This is a genomic window from Pseudomonas sp. C9D1, from assembly GCF_056491235.1.
On the sequence record NZ_JBSZIE010000002.1, the window covers coordinates 1605129 to 1622987 of the forward strand.

The 17859-nt window shown below is 65.8% G+C and carries 16 protein-coding genes; 6 read left to right on the plus strand and 10 right to left on the minus strand.

All coding sequences use genetic code 11. The features are described 5' to 3' along the window. Positions 1-31: 31 nt before the first annotated feature. Together ACXI0U_RS15560 and ACXI0U_RS15565 are read right to left on the minus strand one after the other, a co-directional pair. The gene (locus ACXI0U_RS15560) at positions 32-1252 is read right to left on the minus strand and encodes an aspartate aminotransferase family protein (protein WP_479550528.1); all 1221 of its coding nucleotides are present in this window, start codon (positions 1250-1252) and stop codon (positions 32-34) included. 346 nt (positions 1253-1598) lie between these two features. Further along, positions 1599-2057: a GNAT family N-acetyltransferase gene (locus ACXI0U_RS15565; protein WP_431482426.1), complete on the minus strand. Its 459-nt coding sequence runs from the start codon at positions 2055-2057 to the stop codon at positions 1599-1601. Between the two features lie 164 nt (positions 2058-2221). Here ACXI0U_RS15565 and pdxR point away from each other — a divergent pair, with 164 nt between their 5' ends. Then, positions 2222-3721, plus strand: coding sequence for a MocR-like pyridoxine biosynthesis transcription factor PdxR (gene pdxR, locus ACXI0U_RS15570; protein WP_431482427.1), 1500 nt, complete (start codon positions 2222-2224; stop codon positions 3719-3721). Positions 3722-3988: 267 nt separating this feature from the next. On the opposite strand, the gene argR is transcribed toward pdxR, so the two are convergent. From argR to acs, 7 genes are all read right to left on the minus strand, one after another. After that, positions 3989-4969 carry a transcriptional regulator ArgR gene (gene argR / locus ACXI0U_RS15575; RefSeq protein ID WP_431482428.1) on the minus strand — a complete coding sequence of 327 codons (981 nt, stop codon included), beginning with the start codon at positions 4967-4969 and terminating at the stop codon, positions 3989-3991. Positions 4970-4999: 30 nt separating this feature from the next. Further along, a complete protein-coding gene (locus tag ACXI0U_RS15580) occupies positions 5000-5764 on the minus strand; it encodes an ABC transporter ATP-binding protein (protein WP_021218464.1) in 765 nt (254 codons plus the stop codon). Positions 5765-5788: 24 nt separating this feature from the next. Beyond that, positions 5789-6901 carry a succinylglutamate desuccinylase/aspartoacylase family protein gene (locus tag ACXI0U_RS15585; RefSeq protein WP_431482429.1) on the minus strand — a complete coding sequence of 371 codons (1113 nt, stop codon included), beginning with the start codon at positions 6899-6901 and terminating at the stop codon, positions 5789-5791. Positions 6902-6905: 4 nt separating this feature from the next. Then, positions 6906-7604 (minus strand): ABC transporter permease, encoded by a 699-nt coding sequence (locus tag ACXI0U_RS15590; protein ID WP_021218462.1) that lies wholly within the window; start codon positions 7602-7604, stop codon positions 6906-6908. Positions 7605-7620: 16 nt separating this feature from the next. After that, positions 7621-8310 (minus strand): ABC transporter permease, encoded by a 690-nt coding sequence (locus ACXI0U_RS15595; RefSeq protein ID WP_021218461.1) that lies wholly within the window; start codon positions 8308-8310, stop codon positions 7621-7623. A 221-nt stretch (positions 8311-8531) separates the two neighbouring features. Further along, positions 8532-9314, minus strand: a complete 783-nt coding sequence (locus tag ACXI0U_RS15600) for an ABC transporter substrate-binding protein (RefSeq protein WP_021218460.1) — start codon at positions 9312-9314, stop codon at positions 8532-8534. Between the two features lie 848 nt (positions 9315-10162). Further along, positions 10163-12118, minus strand: coding sequence for an acetate--CoA ligase (gene acs, locus ACXI0U_RS15605; protein ID WP_431482430.1), 1956 nt, complete (start codon positions 12116-12118; stop codon positions 10163-10165). Between the two features lie 573 nt (positions 12119-12691). Between acs and ACXI0U_RS15610 the strand changes: the two genes are divergently transcribed. Together ACXI0U_RS15610 and mdtI are read left to right on the plus strand one after the other, a co-directional pair. After that, positions 12692-13048, plus strand: a complete 357-nt coding sequence (locus ACXI0U_RS15610; protein ID WP_479550529.1) for an SMR family transporter — start codon at positions 12692-12694, stop codon at positions 13046-13048. Continuing rightward, positions 13045-13374: a multidrug/spermidine efflux SMR transporter subunit MdtI gene (gene mdtI / locus ACXI0U_RS15615; protein ID WP_021218457.1), complete on the plus strand. Its 330-nt coding sequence runs from the start codon at positions 13045-13047 to the stop codon at positions 13372-13374. Before ACXI0U_RS15610 ends, mdtI begins: the two co-directional genes overlap by 4 nt. 217 nt (positions 13375-13591) lie before the next feature. Here the strand turns inward: mdtI and ACXI0U_RS15620 are convergent, their stop codons facing one another. Further along, on the minus strand, positions 13592-15151 hold the full coding sequence (locus tag ACXI0U_RS15620) for a sigma-54-dependent transcriptional regulator (RefSeq protein ID WP_479550530.1): 1560 nt from the start codon (positions 15149-15151) through the stop codon (positions 13592-13594). 258 nt (positions 15152-15409) lie between these two features. On the opposite strand from ACXI0U_RS15620, the gene phhA reads away from it, so the two are divergent. The 3 genes from phhA to ACXI0U_RS15635 all read left to right on the plus strand — a co-directional run bounded on the left by phhA (position 15410) and on the right by ACXI0U_RS15635 (position 17813). Beyond that, entirely contained in the window at positions 15410-16201 is a 792-nt protein-coding gene (phhA, locus tag ACXI0U_RS15625) for a phenylalanine 4-monooxygenase (protein ID WP_021218455.1), read from the plus strand. Positions 16202-16266: 65 nt separating this feature from the next. After that, entirely contained in the window at positions 16267-16623 is a 357-nt protein-coding gene (locus ACXI0U_RS15630; RefSeq protein WP_271658571.1) for a 4a-hydroxytetrahydrobiopterin dehydratase, read from the plus strand. Beyond that, positions 16620-17813, plus strand: coding sequence for an amino acid aminotransferase (locus ACXI0U_RS15635; RefSeq protein ID WP_479550531.1), 1194 nt, complete (start codon positions 16620-16622; stop codon positions 17811-17813). The genes ACXI0U_RS15630 and ACXI0U_RS15635 overlap by 4 nt, the downstream gene beginning before the upstream one ends. The last annotated feature ends 46 nt before the right edge of the window (positions 17814-17859 follow it).

A 17859-nucleotide genomic window follows, 5' to 3' on the forward strand; every position in this document is an offset into this window, starting at 1 on the left:
GCACAGCCCTGTGCCGCGTATCACCCGGGCCTCAGGCCTGGGTCAGCTTGGCCACGGCGCGCTCGAAGCGGTCCAGGCCCTCGTCGATGTCGGCATCCGGGATCACCAGGCTGGGCGCGAAGCGCACCACATCCGGGCCAGCCTGCAGCACAATCACGGCTTCCTTCTCGGCGGCGTTGAGCACGTCCTTGGCCTTGCCCTTCCAGGCATCGGACAGGGCCGCGCCCAGCAGCAGGCCGAGGCCGCGTACTTCGGTGAAGATGCCGTACTTCTTGCCGATCGCCTCGAGGCGGGTCTTGAAGCGGTCGTGCTTGGCGTTGATGCCGCTCAGCACTTCCGGGGTGTTGATCACGTCCAGTACCGCTTCGGCCACGGCGCTGGCCAGCGGGTTGCCGCCATAGGTGGTGCCGTGGGTGCCCACCACCAGGTGCTTGGCGATCTCGGTGGTGGTCAGCATGGCGCCGATGGGGAAACCGCCGCCCAGGCTCTTGGCGCTGGAGAGGATGTCCGGGGTCACGCCGTAGTTCTGGTAGGCGAACAGCTTGCCGCTGCGGCCCATGCCGCTCTGCACTTCGTCGAACACCAGCAGCGCGTTGTGCTCGTCGCACAGCTTGCGCGCGCCTTCCAGGTAGGCCTGGGTGGCCGGCAGTACACCGCCCTCGCCCTGCACGGGCTCGAGCACCACGGCGCAGGTCTTGTCGGAGATGGCGGCCTTCAGCGCTTCCAGGTCATTGAAGGGCACATGGGTGATGCCCTCGACCTTGGGGCCGAAGCCGTCGGAATACTTGGGCTGGCCACCGACGGTCACGGTGAACAGGGTGCGGCCGTGGAAGCTGTTGGTGGCCGAGATGATCTCGTGCTTCTGCGGGCCATAGACGTCATGGGCGTAGCGACGGGCCAGCTTGAAGGCGGCCTCGTTGGCCTCGGCGCCGGAGTTGGCGAGGAACACGCGCTCGGCGAAGGTGGCGGCCACCAGCTTCTTGGCCAGGCGCAGGGCCGGCTCGTTGGTGAAGACGTTGGACACGTGCCAGATCTTGTTGGCCTGGTCGGTCAGTGCCTTGACCAGCGCCGGGTGAGCATGGCCGAGGGAGTTCACGGCGATACCGCCGGCGAAATCGATCAGTTCGCGGCCACTCTGGTCCCAGACTCGCGAACCCTCACCGCGTACCGGAATGAAAGCGGCGGGGGCGTAGTTGGGAACCATCACCTGATCGAAATCGGCGCGCTCGACCTGCGCATGCTCAACGGACATCAGTTTCTCCTGCCATGAACGGCTAGTGATGAAAGGATTGTAGGGACAGATTAGGGGTTGGCATTGCCGCCAAGCGACAACTTCTTACAGCGCCAACCCGCGAAAAACCGAGGCTTTCGTAAATGCGACAGAAAGCTTCGGGAAGGCGCAGTTTAAACGCGGATCGCCACGGGACGCACGGGGCGCAGCGCATCGGTCAGCGGATGACCGGCGAGGCTTCGATGACGACGCGAATGGCGATCGGCGACTGCCGGAACCGGGCGGTTCCGGCGTCCTTGCAAGGGCCGCTCTCGCAGGCCCGTGGAGCGGAGCCCGAGCGAACTCCGCGAAAGGCACCATCCACCCGCTAAAGCGGCATCCGGTACTCGATCACCCCCGGCCGCTCGGCGATCCAGTCATACAGCCGCTGGGCGGTGTGGTTGCTCTCCTGGGTATGCCAGTACAGCCGGTCGCACTGCCTTTCCCGGGCCTGCTCCTGCACGTATTCGATCAGCCTCTTGCCGATCTTCTGGCCACGCACGCTGGGGGAGACGTAGAGGTCCTCCAGGTAGCAGAAGTCGTTCACGGCCCAGGTCGAGCGATGGAAGACGAAGTTGACGAAGCCGAAGATGTGCTCGCCATCCGTGGCGACGGCGGCCTGGACGGGCTCGTGCTCATCGAAGAACCGCGCCCAGGTCATCCGGGTGACCTCCGGGCTCAGGTCCACGCCATAGAACTCTTGGTACTTGCCCCAGTACTCGGCCCATTTGTCGAAATCTTCCGGCTTCACCGGGCGAACCGAGATGAGTTGCTGCACTGCTGTCATGGAAATACTCCTGTTTTCCATCCGGGGGGCCCTCCCTCCCGGAACTGCCGATCAAGCGCGGGCCCGCGCTCCTGCGCCAGCTCCACCAGGCTTGACCGTGGCCGTTTTATAGCGCCCTATTGGCCTGATTTTCCCCACCAATATATGCATCAAGAGCAGACCAATTGTTCAAGAACTCCCTGCTGGAATCGGTCAAGGCCCGGCTGGTTCATCCGGAACTCCTGCCATTGCCGCTGCACGCACGGATCCAGCGTGCCCTCCGCCAGCTGATACTGGATGGCGCCCTGGCGACGGGCACGCCACTGCCCGCTTCGCGCCTGCTGGCCAGCTCCCTCGGAGTCTCCCGGGACACCATCGAGTCCGCCTACGGCCAACTGCATGCCGAAGGCTTCATCGAACGCCGGGTCGGCAGCGGCAGCTTCGTGGCCGAAGCCACCCGGTTGTTGCCCGGCAGGCCCGCCGCGCGGCGCACACGCAAGACAACGGAGGAAGGGCCCGGGCTGAGCAGGCGCGGCCAGGCCATGCTGCGCCAGGGCGGCGTGCGCGAGCACCTCGCACCCCGCCCCTTCGCTCATGGCGTGCCCGAGACGCGCACCTTTCCGTTGCAAACCTGGGAGCGTCTGCAACGCCAGGCGCTGAAGGAGTTCGGTTCGAAAGCCTTGCTGCATGGCGACCCCCAGGGCCTGGAGCCGCTGCGTCGCGCCATCGCCGACTACGTCAACCTGGAACGTGGCGCCCGCACCACGGCAGACCAGGTGCTGGTGCTCACCAGTTCCCAGCAGGCGCTCGGGCTGTGCGCCACCGTGTTGCTGGACGCGGGCGAGCGGATATTCATCGAAGACCCGGCCTACTACGGTGCCCGCAAGGCCTTCGAAGCCGCAGGGCTCGCCTGCCAGGCCATCCCCGTCGACGCAGAGGGCCTGCAGGTGGACCGACTCCTGGCTCACCCCCATCCCGCCAAGGCGGTGTACCTGACGCCGTCACACCAGTTCCCGACGGGCGCGACGCTTTCCCTGGAGCGGCGCCTGGCCCTGATCGAATGGGCCAAGCGGGAACAGGCCTGGATCATCGAGGACGACTACGACAGCGAATTCCACTACGCCGGCCGGCCGACCGCCTGCGTCCAGGGCCTGGATGCGCACGAGCGGACACTCTATATAGGCACCTTCACCAAATCGCTGTTTCCGGGATTGCGCATCGGCTACCTGGTGCTGCCGCCGGCGCTGGTGGAGCCCATGACCGTCGCCCGCACCCTGCTGGACGGCCACACCGCGTCCATCTCCCAGCTGACCCTGGCGCGCTTCATCAGCGGCGGGCACTTCGGCGCCTACGTCCGCAGCATGCGCACCCTCTATGCCGAGCGCCTGGCCCTCCTCGCGGAGCTGCTGGAAAAGAGACTGGGCACGCTGATCGAACCCCATGTTCCGGCCGGAGGATTACAGATGCCCTGCCTGCTCACCGGGGACCTGCCCGAAGCCACCGCCGTCACCGCCGCGCGCAACACGGGCATCGAGCTGCTGGGGCTGAGCGGGCTGTATGTCGAGCGCCCGGCGCAGCCGGGCTTCCTCATGGGCTTCGCCGCCTACACCCCGGAAGAGCTCACGCGTGCGGTCGCCACGCTGGAACGCTGCCTGGACGCGGCCAGCAGGAAACGGTTCCCGTAGGTTGGCGCCAAGCGCAGCGCGGCCCAGCGGGCGGTGCATGGACGGGCGTGCCACGCGCACCAGGGGAGCCTGCCGGAAACACCGTGCGGCGGTGCGCACAGCACACCCTACGGCACGCGTTCATCCTGCTGAGCGCTCAATTCAAACCTTCACAGGCAGCGCTGATGACTCATGACCACGCCCTGAGGACGTATTTTCTCAGGTTCAAGTGAAGGAAAGGGACAGGCCAGACACCGGGCAGGCACGACGCCCACCCGGTGCGGGCGATCAACCGCGCTCGGCGAGGGCCGGCTGGTTGTCGAAGGGGCCGCTGCTGCGGCGCTGGTTGCGGTCTTCGCGGGGGGTGACGCCGAAGAAATTGCGGTAGGCGCTGGAGAAGTGCGGGCCGGAGGAGAAGCCGCAGGACAGGCCGATCTGGATGATCGACTTGCTGGTCTGCATCAGCATCTGCCGGGCCTTGTTCAGGCGCAGCTCCAGGTAGTACTGGCTGGGCACCCGGTTGAGGTACTGCTTGAAGATGCGCTCCAGCTGACGACGCGACACGCACACGTGCTGGGCGATCTCGTCGGTGGTCAGCGGCTCCTCGATGTTGGCCTCCATCAGCAGCACCGCCTGGGTGAGCTTCGGGTGGCTGGAGCCGAGGCGGTTCTGCAGCGGAATGCGCTGACGCTCGCCGCCTTCGCGGATGCGCTCCACCACCAGCTCCTCGGACACCGCGCCCGCCAGCTCGGCACCGTGGTCACGGGCCAGCACCGCCAGCAGCAGGTCGAGAACCGAGAGGCCGCCACAGGCACTGAGGCGATCACGGTCCCAGTCGAACAGGTGGCTGGTGGCGATGACCTTGGGGAAGCGCTCGGTGAAATCGTCCTGCCAGCGCCAGTGCACCGCAGCGCGGTAACCGTCGAGCAGGCCGAGCTGGGCCAGCGGATAGACACCCGCAGACAGGCCGCCGATCACACAGCCGGAACGCACCAGCTGCTTGATCGCCGCCGACAGCGCAGCCGACATCGGCCCCGGCGGCTCGTCGGCCAGCAGGAACAGCCGCGTAAGGCCTTCGAGCTTGCCGGTCCAGGCTTCGCCGGGCAGGCGCCAGGCGCCCTCGGCAGGTGTTTCGGCCTGAAGGAAGTGCAGCTCGTAAACCACGTCGGAGTGCAGGCGTTGAGCGACGCGAAGTGCTTCCTCGGCCAGCGCCAGGGTCATGGCCTTGGTGCCGGGCCAGAGGAGAAAACCGATTCGATGGGCAGTCATGGCAGGCAGCTTAGCCGCAGTTGGCATTAATTACTTCAGGCTCCCCGAGAGGAACTGCTTGAGGCGCTCGGATTGCGGATTGGCCAGCACTTCGCGTGGGCAGCCGGTCTCTTCGACCACGCCCTTGTGCAGGAAGATCAACTGGTTGGAAACCTCGCGGGCGAAGCCCATCTCGTGGGTCACCACCACCATGGTGCGGCCTTCGGTGGCCAGGTCCTTCATCACCTTGAGCACCTCGCCCACCAGCTCGGGGTCGAGGGCGGAGGTGGGTTCGTCGAACAGCATCACCTCGGGCTCCACGGCCAGGGCACGGGCGATGGCCACGCGCTGCTGCTCGCCGCCGGACATGTGCGCCGGGTAGGCGTCCTTGCGGTGCGCCACGCCCACCTTGGCCAGGTAATGCTCGGCCTTCTCGATGGCTTCCTTCTTCGGTACGCCGAGCACGTGCACGGGCGCTTCGATGACGTTCTCCAGGGCGCTCATGTGCGACCACAGGTTGAAGTGCTGGAACACCATCGCCAGGCGCGAGCGCATGCGCTGCAGCTGCTTGGGCTCGGCCGCCTTGAGGCCGCCGTCGCGGTTGGCCACCAGCTTCAGCTCTTCGCCGTTGAGCAGGATCTTGCCGCCATGGGGCTGCTCGAGCATGTTGATGCAGCGCAGGAAGGTGCTCTTGCCCGAGCCGCTCGAGCCGATGATGCTGATCACGTCACCCGCCTTGGCCGCCAGGGATACGCCCTTGAGGACTTCATGGCTGCCGTAACGCTTGTGCAGGTCTTGGACTTCCAGTTTGTACATGGTCTCGGTCTCGATGCGAATGGATCAGTCGCTCAACAAGCGTCCCTGACGAATGGGTACATGGCCGGCCACCTTGGCCAGCCACAGTCCGGGCTGCGCAAAACGCAGGCGTTCGCGCACATACAGCACACCACCGGTGGAGGCACGCACCACGCTGTGGCGGTCATCCAGGGGGTCGATGACTTCGAACAGCGGATCACCCGCCTCGACCGTCGCCCCCACCGGCTGCAGGAAACTCACCACCCCGGCATGGGGGGCATAGGCATATTCGGCGCCCTCGAAGGGCGTCACCTCGCAGCTGGGCGCCGGTGCCGGCGGCCACTCGCCACTGATCAGCCCCTGCCCGGCGAGGAAGGCGAGGATGGCTTCGCAGCTGGCCTCGGCGCGCTCGCGCTCGGTGTCGGCCATGCCGCCCAGCTCCACCGTCGCCGCCACACAGGCCAGCGGGATGGCGCAATCAGGGAAACGCCGCTGCAGGCGCAGCCAGGCCATGGAGCAGGCCTCGTCGAACGAGCTGGCGCCGGAATCCTCGGCCACCAGCATGGCGCCGGCCCCCAGGCGCGCGCCCAGCGGGCCGAAGGCGTCCGCCTGCTGGGGAATCATGTAGAGGTGCACCACCGCATCGAAGTCGCAATGCAGGTCGAGCACCAGGTCGGCGTCGCAGGCGTGGCGCAGCAGCAGGCGCTGCAGGCCCTGGAGCTCGGAGGCGGCCGGCGCCAGGCCATCGAGGGCCTGGTGCATGGCGCTGCGGATCAATTGCACGTTGGCCGCCACGTCGCTGCCCAGGCGCCCATCGAGGGCGGGCGCCACCAGCTCGGCGAGGTCGGCGAAATCACGGTTGAAGTTCTTGCCGCTGGCGAACTCGAAACGGCCCTGGTGGCTGGCCTGGAGCACCTGCCCCAGGCCGATGGGGTTGGCCACCGGCACCAGTTCGACCACGCCGGCCAGGCGCCCTTCGGCTTCCAGCTCGGCGAGGCGCTTCTTCAGCGCCACCGCCACCCGCATGCCCGGCAACTCATCGGCATGCAGCGAGGCCTGGATATAGGCCTTGCGCGCGCCGCTGCCGAAACGGAAAACCGTCAGCTCGCGGCGGGTACCGGGGGCGCCCCAGGGCAACAGGTGGTCGATGCGCTGCATGGGGTCAGGCCTTGCGCGGGGCCATGTAGGCCAGCCAGCGGCGCTCGGCCAGCTTGAACAGGCGCACCAGGATGAAGGTCAGGCACAGGTAGAACAGGCCGGCGGTGATGAAGGCCTCGAACGGCAGGTAGTACTGCGAGTTCACGGTGCGCGCGGCGCCGGTGATGTCGATCAGGGTGACGATGGAGGCGAGGCTGGTGGTGTGCAGCATCATGATCACCTCGTTGCTGTACTGCGGCAGCGCGCGGCGCAGCGCCGAAGGCAGCAGGATGCGGCGGTACAGCTTGGCCCGCGACATGCCGATGGCCTTGGCGGCCTCGATCTCGCCATGGGGCGTGGCCTTGATGCTGCCCGCGAGGATCTCGGCGGTGTAGGCGCTGGTGTTCACGGCGAACGCCAGGCAGGCACAGAAGGTGGCATTGGACAGGTAGGGCCAGAGCACGCTCTCGCGCACCCAGGCGAACTGGGCCAGGCCGTAGTAGATGAGGAACAGCTGCACCAGCATCGGGGTGCCGCGGATGACATAGGTGTAGAGCCAGGCCGGGAAGTTCACCGCCGGCTGCTTGGAGACCCGCATCAGCGCCAGCGGCACGGCCGCCAGCAGGCCCAGGGCGAGGGAGATCGCCAGGAGCTTGAGGGTAACCAGCACGCCACCGAAGTAGAGCGGCAGGTTTTCCAGAATGACGTTGTAGTCGAAGATCACGCGTGCGCCCTCTTGATCACAGCTCGGCGGCTTTGATGCCGGCGGAATAGCGTTTTTCCAGGAAGCGCAGGGCCAGCAGGGAAACGCTGGTCAGCACCAGGTAGAGCGCAGCCACGGCCAGGTAGAAGGTGAAGGGCTCGCGGGTCGCGTCCGCAGCGCTCTTGGCCTTGAACATCATGTCTTGCAGGCCGACCACCGAAACCAGCGCGGTGGCCTTGGTCAGCACCAGCCAGTTGTTGGTGAAGCCGGGAATGGCCAGGCGGATCATCTGCGGCACCAGCACGCGGAAGAACACCTGGCGGCCGCTCATGCCGTAGGCGAAGCCGGCCTCGCCCTGCCCTTTCGGGATCGCCATGAAGGCGCCGCGGAAGGTCTCGGACAGGTAGGCACCGAAGATGAAGCCGAGGGTGAAGACCCCGGACCAGAACGGATCGAGATCGATGTAATCCTCATAGCCGACCAGGGGCGCGACCATGTTCACCACCTGCTGGCCGCCGTAGAAGATCAGCAGGATCAGCACCAGGTCGGGAATACCGCGGATCACCGTGGCATAGGTCTCGCCCAGCAGCGCCAGCCAGCGCACCGGCGACAGGCGGAATGCCGCGCCGACCAGGCCCAGGACGATGGCCATCGACATGGACGACAGGGCCAGCAGAAGGGTGAGCCAGGCACCATCGAGAATGGTCGAGCCGTAGCCGTTGAGCATGTTCAGGTCCTCATGCAGCGCCCCGGCTGGAACCGGACAGCACCGCTGCAACGAAAAAGTGGCACAACCTGCAGGTTAGCCGCGAACCGTGGAGCCTGGTGTCGCGCCGCTGTGGTCGCCTGCTGGCGACCTCAACATCCTGGTTGTGCCACTTCCGGGGAAAGGCAGCCTTTTCGATATGTCACTGAAACCTGGGCGAGGCGCCGGTCTTCAGCGTTCTATCAGTTGCCGTAAACGTCGAACTGGAAGTACTTGTCCTGCACTTCCTTGTACTTGCCGTTGGCGCGGATGGCGGCGATGGCGGCAGTGATCTTGTCGGCCAGGGCTTTGTCGCCCTTGCGCACAGCGATACCGGCGCCCTCACCGAAGTACTTCGGATCGGTGTAGTCCGGGCCTACCAGGGCGAAGCCCTTGCCGGCTTCGGTCTTGAGGAAACCGTCGTCGATGTTCACGGCATCGGCCAGGGTCGCGTCGAGGCGGCCGGAGGTCATGTCGAGGAAGACTTCGTTCTGCGAGCTGTAGCGCACCACTTCGATGCCGGCCGGGGCATAGACCTCGGTGGCGAAACGGTCGTAGGTGCTGGCGCGCTGCACGCCAACCTTCTTGCCCTTCAGGTCCACCAGCGGGTCGTTGATCACGGTGCCGGCCTTCATCGCCAGCTTGATCGGGGTCTGGTAGTACTTGCCGGTGAAGTCCACGGACTTCTTGCGCTCGTCGGTGATGGTCATCGAGGACAGGATGGCGTCGAACTTGCGCACCTTGAGGGCCGGGATCAGACCGTCGAATTCCTGCTCGATCCATTTGCACTCGACCTTCATCTCGGCGCACAGGGCGTTGCCGATGTCGTAGTCGAAGCCGGTGATCTTGCCGTCCGGAGTCTTGTAGGCGAAGGGCGGGTAGGCCGCTTCGATACCGATGCGCAGGGGTTTGGCTTCATCGGCCACAGCAGCCAGCGGCGACAACAGGGAAAGCGCCATGGCGCCGAGAAGTGCGATCTTCTTCATCTTTTGACTCCTACGAATGGGTATGGCTTCTGCTGGCAGAGTGAGAAAGTGCCCAGGCCTTCGATGAATTGTAGAAAGAGGCGCCGGGTTTACCTTGATCGATCTCAGGGAAAATGGCCGTGGCCGGGTGAGCGGCATTCTAGCGACAGCCCTAAAGTCGATATTTCTTCAATGCGACAACAAATTACAAAAGGCCAGGACGGCCAGGGCGGGCGGGTTGACAGTCTCCTGCCGATATGCAAGAGCCAGAAAGACGTTAAACCGAATGAAACAGCAATTACCGCGCCAATAAATAGATCCCCCTTTATCCACAAGGCTTGCAGCCTTGGAGCGATTTTTCCCGAGCGGACTTTCCCGCCCTCATTCGAGGCAGGGTGTTCCCTGTCGCCCCGTTTCGGCGCAACGCGTAACAGCGCCAGCGTTACCCTGACCGGGCAGTCCGGCACTTGGCCGCACAAACTTCTTTCGCCGATATAAATCAGTCGCTTGGCGTCGTCGCCGACACGACCCAGTGACCAAGCCCCCCGCAAGTAAAAATCCACGTTCTTAGAACGTGGCTTTGCTTTTGGTCCCCTAGAAGGGGGCAATCAGACCTCGGAACATGCAGCCGCCGCTCACTTCGGACGTAGGGTGTGCTGCGCGCACCTCGGACTCGCCGGAAGCACCGCGCGGAGGTGCGCACGGCACACCCAACGACACGCGTTCATCCTGCAGGGCTCTCCATTCAAATCGTCACAGGAAGAACCGATGACCACGCCCTAAGGACGTGGTTTCCAAAGTTCAAACGAAAACGCCCCGCCGCGGCTTGTGGCCGGGGCGGGGCGTGGGTGTTGCGCGCAGACGCCGGGTCAGGCGGCCTGCATGGTGCGGTGGGTATCGATGAGGTGCTGCACCACGCCGGGATCGGCCAGCGTGGAGATATCGCCGAGGGTGTCGTACTCGGCCACGGCGATCTTGCGCAGGATGCGGCGCATGATCTTGCCCGAGCGGGTCTTGGGCAAGCCCGGTGCCCACTGGATGACGTCCGGCGTGGCGATGGGGCCGATCTCGCGGCGCACCCACTGCTTGAGTTCCTGGCGCAATGCCTCGGAGGACTCCACCCCGGCGTTGAGGGTGACGTAGACGTAGATGCCCTGCCCCTTGATGTCGTGGGGGACGCCGACCACGGCGGCCTCGGCGACTTTCGGGTGGGCGACCATGGCGCTCTCGATCTCGGCGGTGCCCATGCGGTGGCCGGAGACGTTGAGCACGTCGTCGACGCGGCCGGTGATCCAGTAGTAGCCGTCTTCGTCGCGACGGGCGCCGTCACCGGTGAAGTACATGCCCTTGAAAGTCTTGAAGTAGGTGTCGACGAAACGGTCGTGGTCGCCGTACAGGGTACGGGCCTGGCCCGGCCAGGAGTCGATGATCACCAGGTTGCCTTCGGCGGCGCCCTCGATCAGGTTGCCCAGGTTGTCCACCAGGGCCGGCTGCACACCAAAGAAGGGGCGCGCGGCGGAGCCCGGCTTGAGGGCGTGGGCACCCGGCAGCGGGGTCATCAGGCAGGCGCCGGTCTCGGTCTGCCACCAGGTGTCGACGATCGGGCAGCGGGACTGGCCGACGTTCTCGTAGTACCAGTGCCAGGCTTCCGGGTTGATCGGCTCGCCCACCGAACCCAGCAGGCGCAGGCTGGAGCCATCGGCACCGGCCACGGCGGCCTTGCCCTCGGCCATCATCGCGCGGATGGCGGTGGGGGCGGTGTAGAGGATGTTGACCTTGTGCTTGTCGATGATCTTGGCGACGCGGGAAACATCCGGATAGTTCGGCACGCCTTCGAACATCAGGGTCGTGGCGCCGTTGGAAAGCGGCCCATAGACCAGGTAGGTGTGGCCGGTGACCCAGCCGATGTCGGCGGTGCACCAGAAGACTTCGCCCGGACGGTAGTCGAACACGCGCTCATGGGTCAGCGAGGCGTAGACCAGGTAGCCGCCGGTGGTGTGCAGCACGCCCTTGGGCTTACCGGTGGAGCCGGAGGTGTAGAGGATGAACAGCGGGTCCTCGGCGCCCATTTCCTTCGGCAGGCACTGGCTGGAGGCGACCTTCATCAAGTCCTCGTACCAGACGTCGCGGTGAGGGTTCCACTTGATGTCCGAACCGGTGCGCTTGACCACGATCAGCTTCTGCACGCTGCTGGTCTCGGGGTTGGTCAGGGCGTCGTCGACATTGGCTTTCAGCGCTGTCTTCTTGCCGCCGCGCAGGCCTTCGTCGGCGGTGATCACCACCTTGGACTTGCAGTCGATGATGCGACCGGCCAGGGCTTCAGGAGAGAAGCCACCGAAGACCACGGAGTGGATCGCGCCGATACGGGTACAGGCGAGCATGGCCACCACTGCCTCGGGGATCATCGGCATGTAGAGGGTGACCACGTCGCCACGGTGCACATCCTGGCCGCGCAGGGCGTTGGCGAACTTGCACACTTCTTCGTGCAGTTCGCGGTAGGTGATGTTGCGGTGCTCGGACGGGTCGTCGCCTTCCCAGATGATCGCCAGCTGGTCGCCGCGCTCGGCGAGGTGACGGTCCAGGCAGTTGGCGGACAGGTTGAGGGTGCCGTCGGCGAACCACTTGATGTCGACGTGGTGGTCGTCGAAGGAGGTCTGCTTGACCTTGGTGAACGGCTTGATCCAGTCGATGCGCTGAGCCTGCTCGCGCCAGAAGCCGTCGGGGTTGATCACCGACTGCTGGTACATGGCCTTGTAGGTCGCCTCGTTGGTCAGCGACTTTTCAGCCACCTCGGGACGCACCGGATACAGTGAAGCAGCACTCATGTTCATACCTCGACGGGCAGTTGTTTTTGTATGCCGCCTTTTGTATCCCCCGCCTCCCTGTAGGGCCATTCGACCATGGTCTTACCGCATACGGACTATGGTCTAAGGCCGCCGCAAAGCCCTGGTAGCAAGGCCCGCCCGGGCGGGCATACATCGCGCGCCCAGCCGCACAACGCTCCCCCCCAGCAGGCCGAATCGGCCAACAGCGCTACGAACGTTCCCCGCAGTGAGAAATGGCTGACGCATGCGCATTAAAACGAACACCCATCCAGCAGAAAAATCGACAAAAGCGCCACATCCGGCAAATTCAGGCGGAAATATTTAGCTAAATCCTATCGATTGCCTTCATTCGATTCCAAATGGTAATTTTCCGTTCATTATGTCGAACACAAAACCCTACTCCCTGCACTTTTCCCGTCTGGTGTCCCGTGAAGGCCACTGGACCGGCGACCTCTAGCCCTCCCCTCTTCCATCGAAGGCCACACCGGGATCTTCCCGCGCTGGCCATCCACCGAGATTCCCCGCGCCCGTCCAACGAATGACGGCGCTTTTGCACGCCCATGGGAGGGCACCATGCGATCCTGGATTTACCTGCTCACGGCGATCTTCTTCGAAGTCGTCGGCACCACCTCGATGAAATTCGCCACCGAACAGGCGCCCCTGCTCGGCTACCTGCTGATGTACGCACTCATCGGCCTGTCCTACTTCTTCCTCGCCCTGGCGGTGAAGCGCGTCCCGGTTGGCGTCGCCTATGCACTGTGGGAAGGCATCGGCATCGTCCTGATCACCGCCGTCAGCGTCGCCTGGCTGGGCGAGAGCCTCGGCCTGGCCAAGGCGCTGGGCCTGGCCGTGATGATCGTCGGCATCCTGCTGATCAAGTTCGGCACCCGCGCCGAGCCCGTGGCCCGTGGCCAGGAGGCGGCGGCATGAACGGCGTGACCTGGATCCACTTCGCCTGGCTGGGCCTGGCCATCGCCCTGGAAGTGCTGGCCAACGTCCTGCTCAAGTACTCCGACGGCTTCCGTCGCCGCGTGCTCGGCGCCATCTCCATCCTCTGCATCCTGGCGGCCTTCACCGCACTGGCCCAGGCGGTGCGCGGCATCGAGCTGTCACTGGCGTATGCCATCTGGGGCGGCTTCGGCATCCTCGCCACGGTCGCCATGGGCTGGGCACTGTTCGGCCAGCGCCTGGCGTGGAAGGGCTGGCTCGGCCTGGTCATGCTGGTGCTGGGGATGGGCCTGCTGAAACTGGCGTGACCCGCCCTCTGCGGAAGGGCAGATCGCAGGCAAAAAAATGGGCGACCCCAGGGTCGCCCTATCAATCATTCCGGGAGAGGAATGTAGAAACGCTTGTGTCCGCATCACGCAAGATTCAGACAGCGCCCTTTTTACGCTCCCGCCTCCGTGCCAGCCATTGCACCAAGGTCTAACAGCTCCTTTAAGAACCTAGGCGAGGCAACGCCGTTGGTTTTTCCTAAATCTCCTCGCGACCCAGGCCATGCTGGCGCAACTTATTGGCAATGGTGGTGTGGGACACCCCCAGGCGCTTGCCCAGTTGGCGGCTGCTGGGGTGGTCGGCGAACAGGCATTCCAGCACCGCCTTCTCGAAGCGCCCGAGAATGGCGTCCAGCCCGCCGTCGAGGGAGAAATCCCCCAGGGGCTGCGGCGCGCCGTAGTGCGGCAGGCGGATGTGCTCGGGCTTGACCGTACCGCCCTCGCACAGGGAAACCGCCTGGAACAGCACGTTCTCCAGTTGCCGCACGTTGCCCGGCCAGTGGTAGTGGCCGAGGCGCTCCAGGGCCTGGGGTGCCAGCCGCGGCAAGGCGCAGCCAATCTGCCGGCTGGCCGAGTCGAGGAAGTGCTCCACCAGCGGCGGCAACCCGTCCAGGCATTCGCGCAGCGGCGGGATGTGCAGCGACAGCACATTGAGGCGGTGGTACAGGTCCTGGCGGAATTCACCCCGCGCACAGAGCTCGGACAGGTCCACCTGGGTGGCGCAGATCACCCGCACGTCCAGGTACACCTCCTCGTCGCTGCCCACCCGACGGAAGCAGCCGTCCTGGAGGAAGCGCAGCAGCTTGGCCTGCAGGCGCGGGCTCATCTCGCCCACGCCGTCGAGGAACAGCGTGCCGCCAGCGGTCAGCTCCAGCAGCCCCAGCTTGCCTTCCGGTCGCGCACCTTCGAAGGCCCCCGGGCCGTAGCCGAACAGCTCGGTCTCGGCCATGGATTCCGGCAGGCCGGCACAGTTCAGCGCCATGAAGGGCGACTGCCCGCGCGGGCTGGCCAGGTGGCAGGCGCGGGCCAACAGCTCCTTGCCGGTACCGGTCTCGCCCTCGATCAGCAGCGGGGCGTCCAGGGGCGCCATGCGCCGCGCCTCGCGCACCACGGCGGCCATCACCCGCGAACTCTGGAAGATGCTGTCGAAGCCGCGCAGCTCCTGCTTGCGCACATGGTAGATACGCTCGCCCACGCGGTCGGCGCGGTGCAGGGTGAGCACCGCACCGGCCAGGGCCTCGCTCTCGTCGTGTTCGGATTGCAGCGGCGCGATATCGGCGAGGAACACATCGCCCCGCACCTTCACCCGCAGGCCGTTGATGCGCGCCTTGTTGGCCCGCACCAGCTCCGGCAGGTCGAAATCCTCGGTGTAGCGCGACAGCGGAATGCCCGGCACCTCGTCCACGCGCACGCCCAGCAACTGCGCAGCGGCGCGGTTGGCGGCGACGATGGAGCCGCCCATGTCGATGGACAGCACCGGGAACTCCAGCGCGCCGAGCAGCGCGTTCAGCTCCAGGTGGCGGCGTTCGCTGGGCATCAGGCCCACGCGCTTGACGCCGAACACGCCAGGGATGTCCTCCAGCTTCGGCCGCAGGGACTGCAGCTGCAGGTTGATCAGGTTCGGGCAGAGCAGGTAGATGGCGTTGCCCTGGTCGCCGCCGACTTCGCCGCGGTTGACGTTGATGCCGTAGTCGACGAGCAGGTTGAGGATGTCGCGCAGGATGCCTACGCGATTCTGGCAATGGACTTTGATACGCATGCGGCACCCCGGAAACGGGTTCTTGTCTGGGGCTCGGTGCTGAAAATCAGCATCCTGCCCGATTTTTCCGTCAAGAATATGTGACGAATCCATCCACCAGCAAGATGACTCCGCCTAGCCCTCGCCAAATCGTAAACATTTCTTTACGCAAACACCGCCACTGCTCCCCTGCCACTCCCTGCCGCCCGGCTGCACAGCGCAATGAACCGGGTTATCCATGGCCTAACACAACAACAAAGCCCCGCCCCAGGAGGCCGAATGAAAACCTCGCAATACGTGGCCCGCGAGCCGGATGAGAACGACTTTATCCACTACCCGGACAGCGAGCACCGGGTATGGAACACCCTGATCACCCGCCAGTTGAAGGTGATCGAAGGGCGCGCCTGCCAGGAGTACCTGGACGGCATCGAACGCCTCGCCCTCCCCCATGACCGCATTCCCCAGCTGGGCGAGATCAACCAGGTGCTGCAGGCCGCCACCGGCTGGCGTGTCGCCCGGGTACCGGCACTGATCCCCTTCCAGACCTTTTTCGAGCTGCTGGCCAGCCAGCAGTTCCCGGTGGCCACCTTCATCCGCACCCCTGAAGAACTGGACTACCTGCAGGAGCCGGACATCTTCCACGAGATCTTCGGCCACTGCCCGCTGCTGACCAACCCCTGGTTCGCCGAGTTCACCCACACCTACGGCAAGCTCGGCCTCAAGGCCACCAAGGAAGAGCGCGTCTACCTCGCCCGCCTGTACTGGATGACCATCGAATTCGGCCTGGTGGAAACCGCCCAGGGCCGGCGCATCTATGGCGGCGGCATCCTCTCCTCGCCGAAGGAGACCGTCTACAGTCTTTCCGACGCGCCCGAACACCAGGCCTTCGACCCGCTGGAGTGCATGCGCACGCCGTACCGCATCGATATCCTGCAGCCGCTCTACTTCGTGCTGCCGGACCTCAAGCGCCTGTTCGAGCTGGCCCACGAGGACATCATGGCGCTGGTGCGCCAGGCCATGACCCTCGGCCTGCACGCGCCCAAGTTCCCGCCCAAGCCCAAGGCGGCCTGAGCCCTTATTCGCCGGTTGGCGCCACCCGCCGCGCCAGCCGACCTGCCCTCTATCTGGAGAACCCCATGACCGCACTGTCCCAAGCCCATTGCGAAGCCTGCCGCGCCGACGCGCCCAAGGTGCCCGAGGCCGAACTGGCCGAACTGCTCAAGCAGATCCCCGACTGGAACATCGAAGTCCGCGACGGAATCATGCAGCTGGAGAAGGTCTACCGCTTCAAGAACTTCCGCTACGCCCTGGCCTTCACCAACGCCGTGGGCGCCATCGCCGAGGAAGAAGGCCACCACCCGGGCCTGCTCACCGAGTGGGGCAAGGTCACCGTTACCTGGTGGAGCCACGAGGCCAAGGGCCTGCACCGCAACGACTTCATCATGGCCGCCCGCACCGACGGAGTGGCCGCTGGCGCCGAGGGCCGCAAATGAGCCATTTCGCCCCGGTCAGGCGCGTGCCTGGCGACCCCATCCTCGGCCTGATCGAAGCCCATCGCCAGGACCCCAACCCGGCCAAGATCGACCTGGGCGTGGGCGTCTACAAGGACAGCCAGGGCCTGACCCCCATCCCCCGCGCGGTGAAGCTCGCCGAGCAACGCCTGGTTGAAGTGCAGCGCACCAAGACCTACATCGGCGGCCACGGTGATGCCGCCTTCGGCCGCCTGCTGGGCGAGCTGGTGCTGGGCGCCGGCTCGCCGCTGCTGGCCGGCCAGCGTGCCGGCGTCACCCAGACCCCGGGCGGCACTGGCGCCCTGCGCCTGGCAGCGGAGTTCATCGCCCGCTGCCTGCCGGGCCGCAGCATCTGGGTCAGCGACCCGACCTGGCCGATCCACGAGACCCTGTTCGCCGCCAGCGGCCTGGCCGTGCACCACTACCCCTATGTCGGCGCCGACAACCGCCTCGACCTGGAAGCCATGCTCGCCGCCCTGGAACAGGTGCCCGAAGGCGACGTGGTGCTGCTGCACGCCTGCTGCCACAACCCCACCGGCTTCGACCTGGGCCGCCACGACTGGCAACGGGTGCTGGAGATCGTCAAGGCGCGCCGCCTGCTGCCGCTGCTGGACTTCGCCTACCAGGGCTTCGGCGACGGCCTGGAGCAGGACGCCTGGGCCGTACGCCTGTTCGCCGAGTCGCTGCCGGACGTGCTGATCACCAGCTCCTGCTCGAAGAACTTCGGCCTGTATTGCGAACGCACCGGCGCCCTGGTCGTCTGCGCCGCCACGCCCGACACGCTGGTCAACGTGCGCAGCCAGCTGGCCTTCATCGCCCGCAACCTCTGGTCCACCCCGCCGGACCACGGCGCGGCGGTGGTCGCCACCATCCTCGGTGACGCCGAGCTGAAGGCCGTGTGGCTGGACGAACTGGAGGCCATGCGCCGCCGCGTCGCCGAACTGCGCGCCGGCCTGGTGGAAGCCCTCGCGCCCCACGGCCTGGCCGAACGCTTCGCCCACATCGCCCTGCAACGCGGCATGTTCTCCTACACCGGCCTGAGTGCCGATCAGGTGGCCCGGCTGCGCAGCGAGTCCAGCGTCTACATGGTCAGCAGCGGCCGCGCCAACGTCGCCGGCCTGGACGCCTCGCGCCTGGGCGACCTGGCCCAGGCGATCGCCCGGGTGTGCTGAAAGCCCCTTCCCTCCCCGCCCCTCGTCCCTGACGGGGGCGGCGGAG

Excerpts from the sequence above, each read along its gene's own strand:
- ACXI0U_RS15560 (WP_479550528.1), bottom strand. The coding sequence starts at position 1,252 with ATGTCCGTTGAGCATGCGCAGGTCGAGCGCGCCGATTTCGATCAGGTG.
- ACXI0U_RS15565 (WP_431482426.1), bottom strand. The coding sequence starts at position 2,057 with ATGACAGCAGTGCAGCAACTCATCTCGGTTCGCCCGGTGAAGCCGGAA.
- argR (WP_431482428.1), bottom strand. The coding sequence starts at position 4,969 with ATGACTGCCCATCGAATCGGTTTTCTCCTCTGGCCCGGCACCAAGGCC.
- ACXI0U_RS15580 (WP_021218464.1), bottom strand. The coding sequence starts at position 5,764 with ATGTACAAACTGGAAGTCCAAGACCTGCACAAGCGTTACGGCAGCCAT.
- ACXI0U_RS15585 (WP_431482429.1), bottom strand. The coding sequence starts at position 6,901 with ATGCAGCGCATCGACCACCTGTTGCCCTGGGGCGCCCCCGGTACCCGC.
- ACXI0U_RS15595 (WP_021218461.1), bottom strand. The coding sequence starts at position 8,310 with ATGCTCAACGGCTACGGCTCGACCATTCTCGATGGTGCCTGGCTCACC.
- ACXI0U_RS15600 (WP_021218460.1), bottom strand. The coding sequence starts at position 9,314 with ATGAAGAAGATCGCACTTCTCGGCGCCATGGCGCTTTCCCTGTTGTCG.
- acs (WP_431482430.1), bottom strand. The coding sequence starts at position 12,118 with ATGAGTGCTGCTTCACTGTATCCGGTGCGTCCCGAGGTGGCTGAAAAG.
- ACXI0U_RS15610 (WP_479550529.1), top strand. The coding sequence starts at position 12,692 with ATGCGATCCTGGATTTACCTGCTCACGGCGATCTTCTTCGAAGTCGTC.
- mdtI (WP_021218457.1), top strand. The coding sequence starts at position 13,045 with ATGAACGGCGTGACCTGGATCCACTTCGCCTGGCTGGGCCTGGCCATC.
- ACXI0U_RS15620 (WP_479550530.1), bottom strand. The coding sequence starts at position 15,151 with ATGCGTATCAAAGTCCATTGCCAGAATCGCGTAGGCATCCTGCGCGAC.
- phhA (WP_021218455.1), top strand. The coding sequence starts at position 15,410 with ATGAAAACCTCGCAATACGTGGCCCGCGAGCCGGATGAGAACGACTTT.
- ACXI0U_RS15630 (WP_271658571.1), top strand. The coding sequence starts at position 16,267 with ATGACCGCACTGTCCCAAGCCCATTGCGAAGCCTGCCGCGCCGACGCG.
- ACXI0U_RS15635 (WP_479550531.1), top strand. The coding sequence starts at position 16,620 with ATGAGCCATTTCGCCCCGGTCAGGCGCGTGCCTGGCGACCCCATCCTC.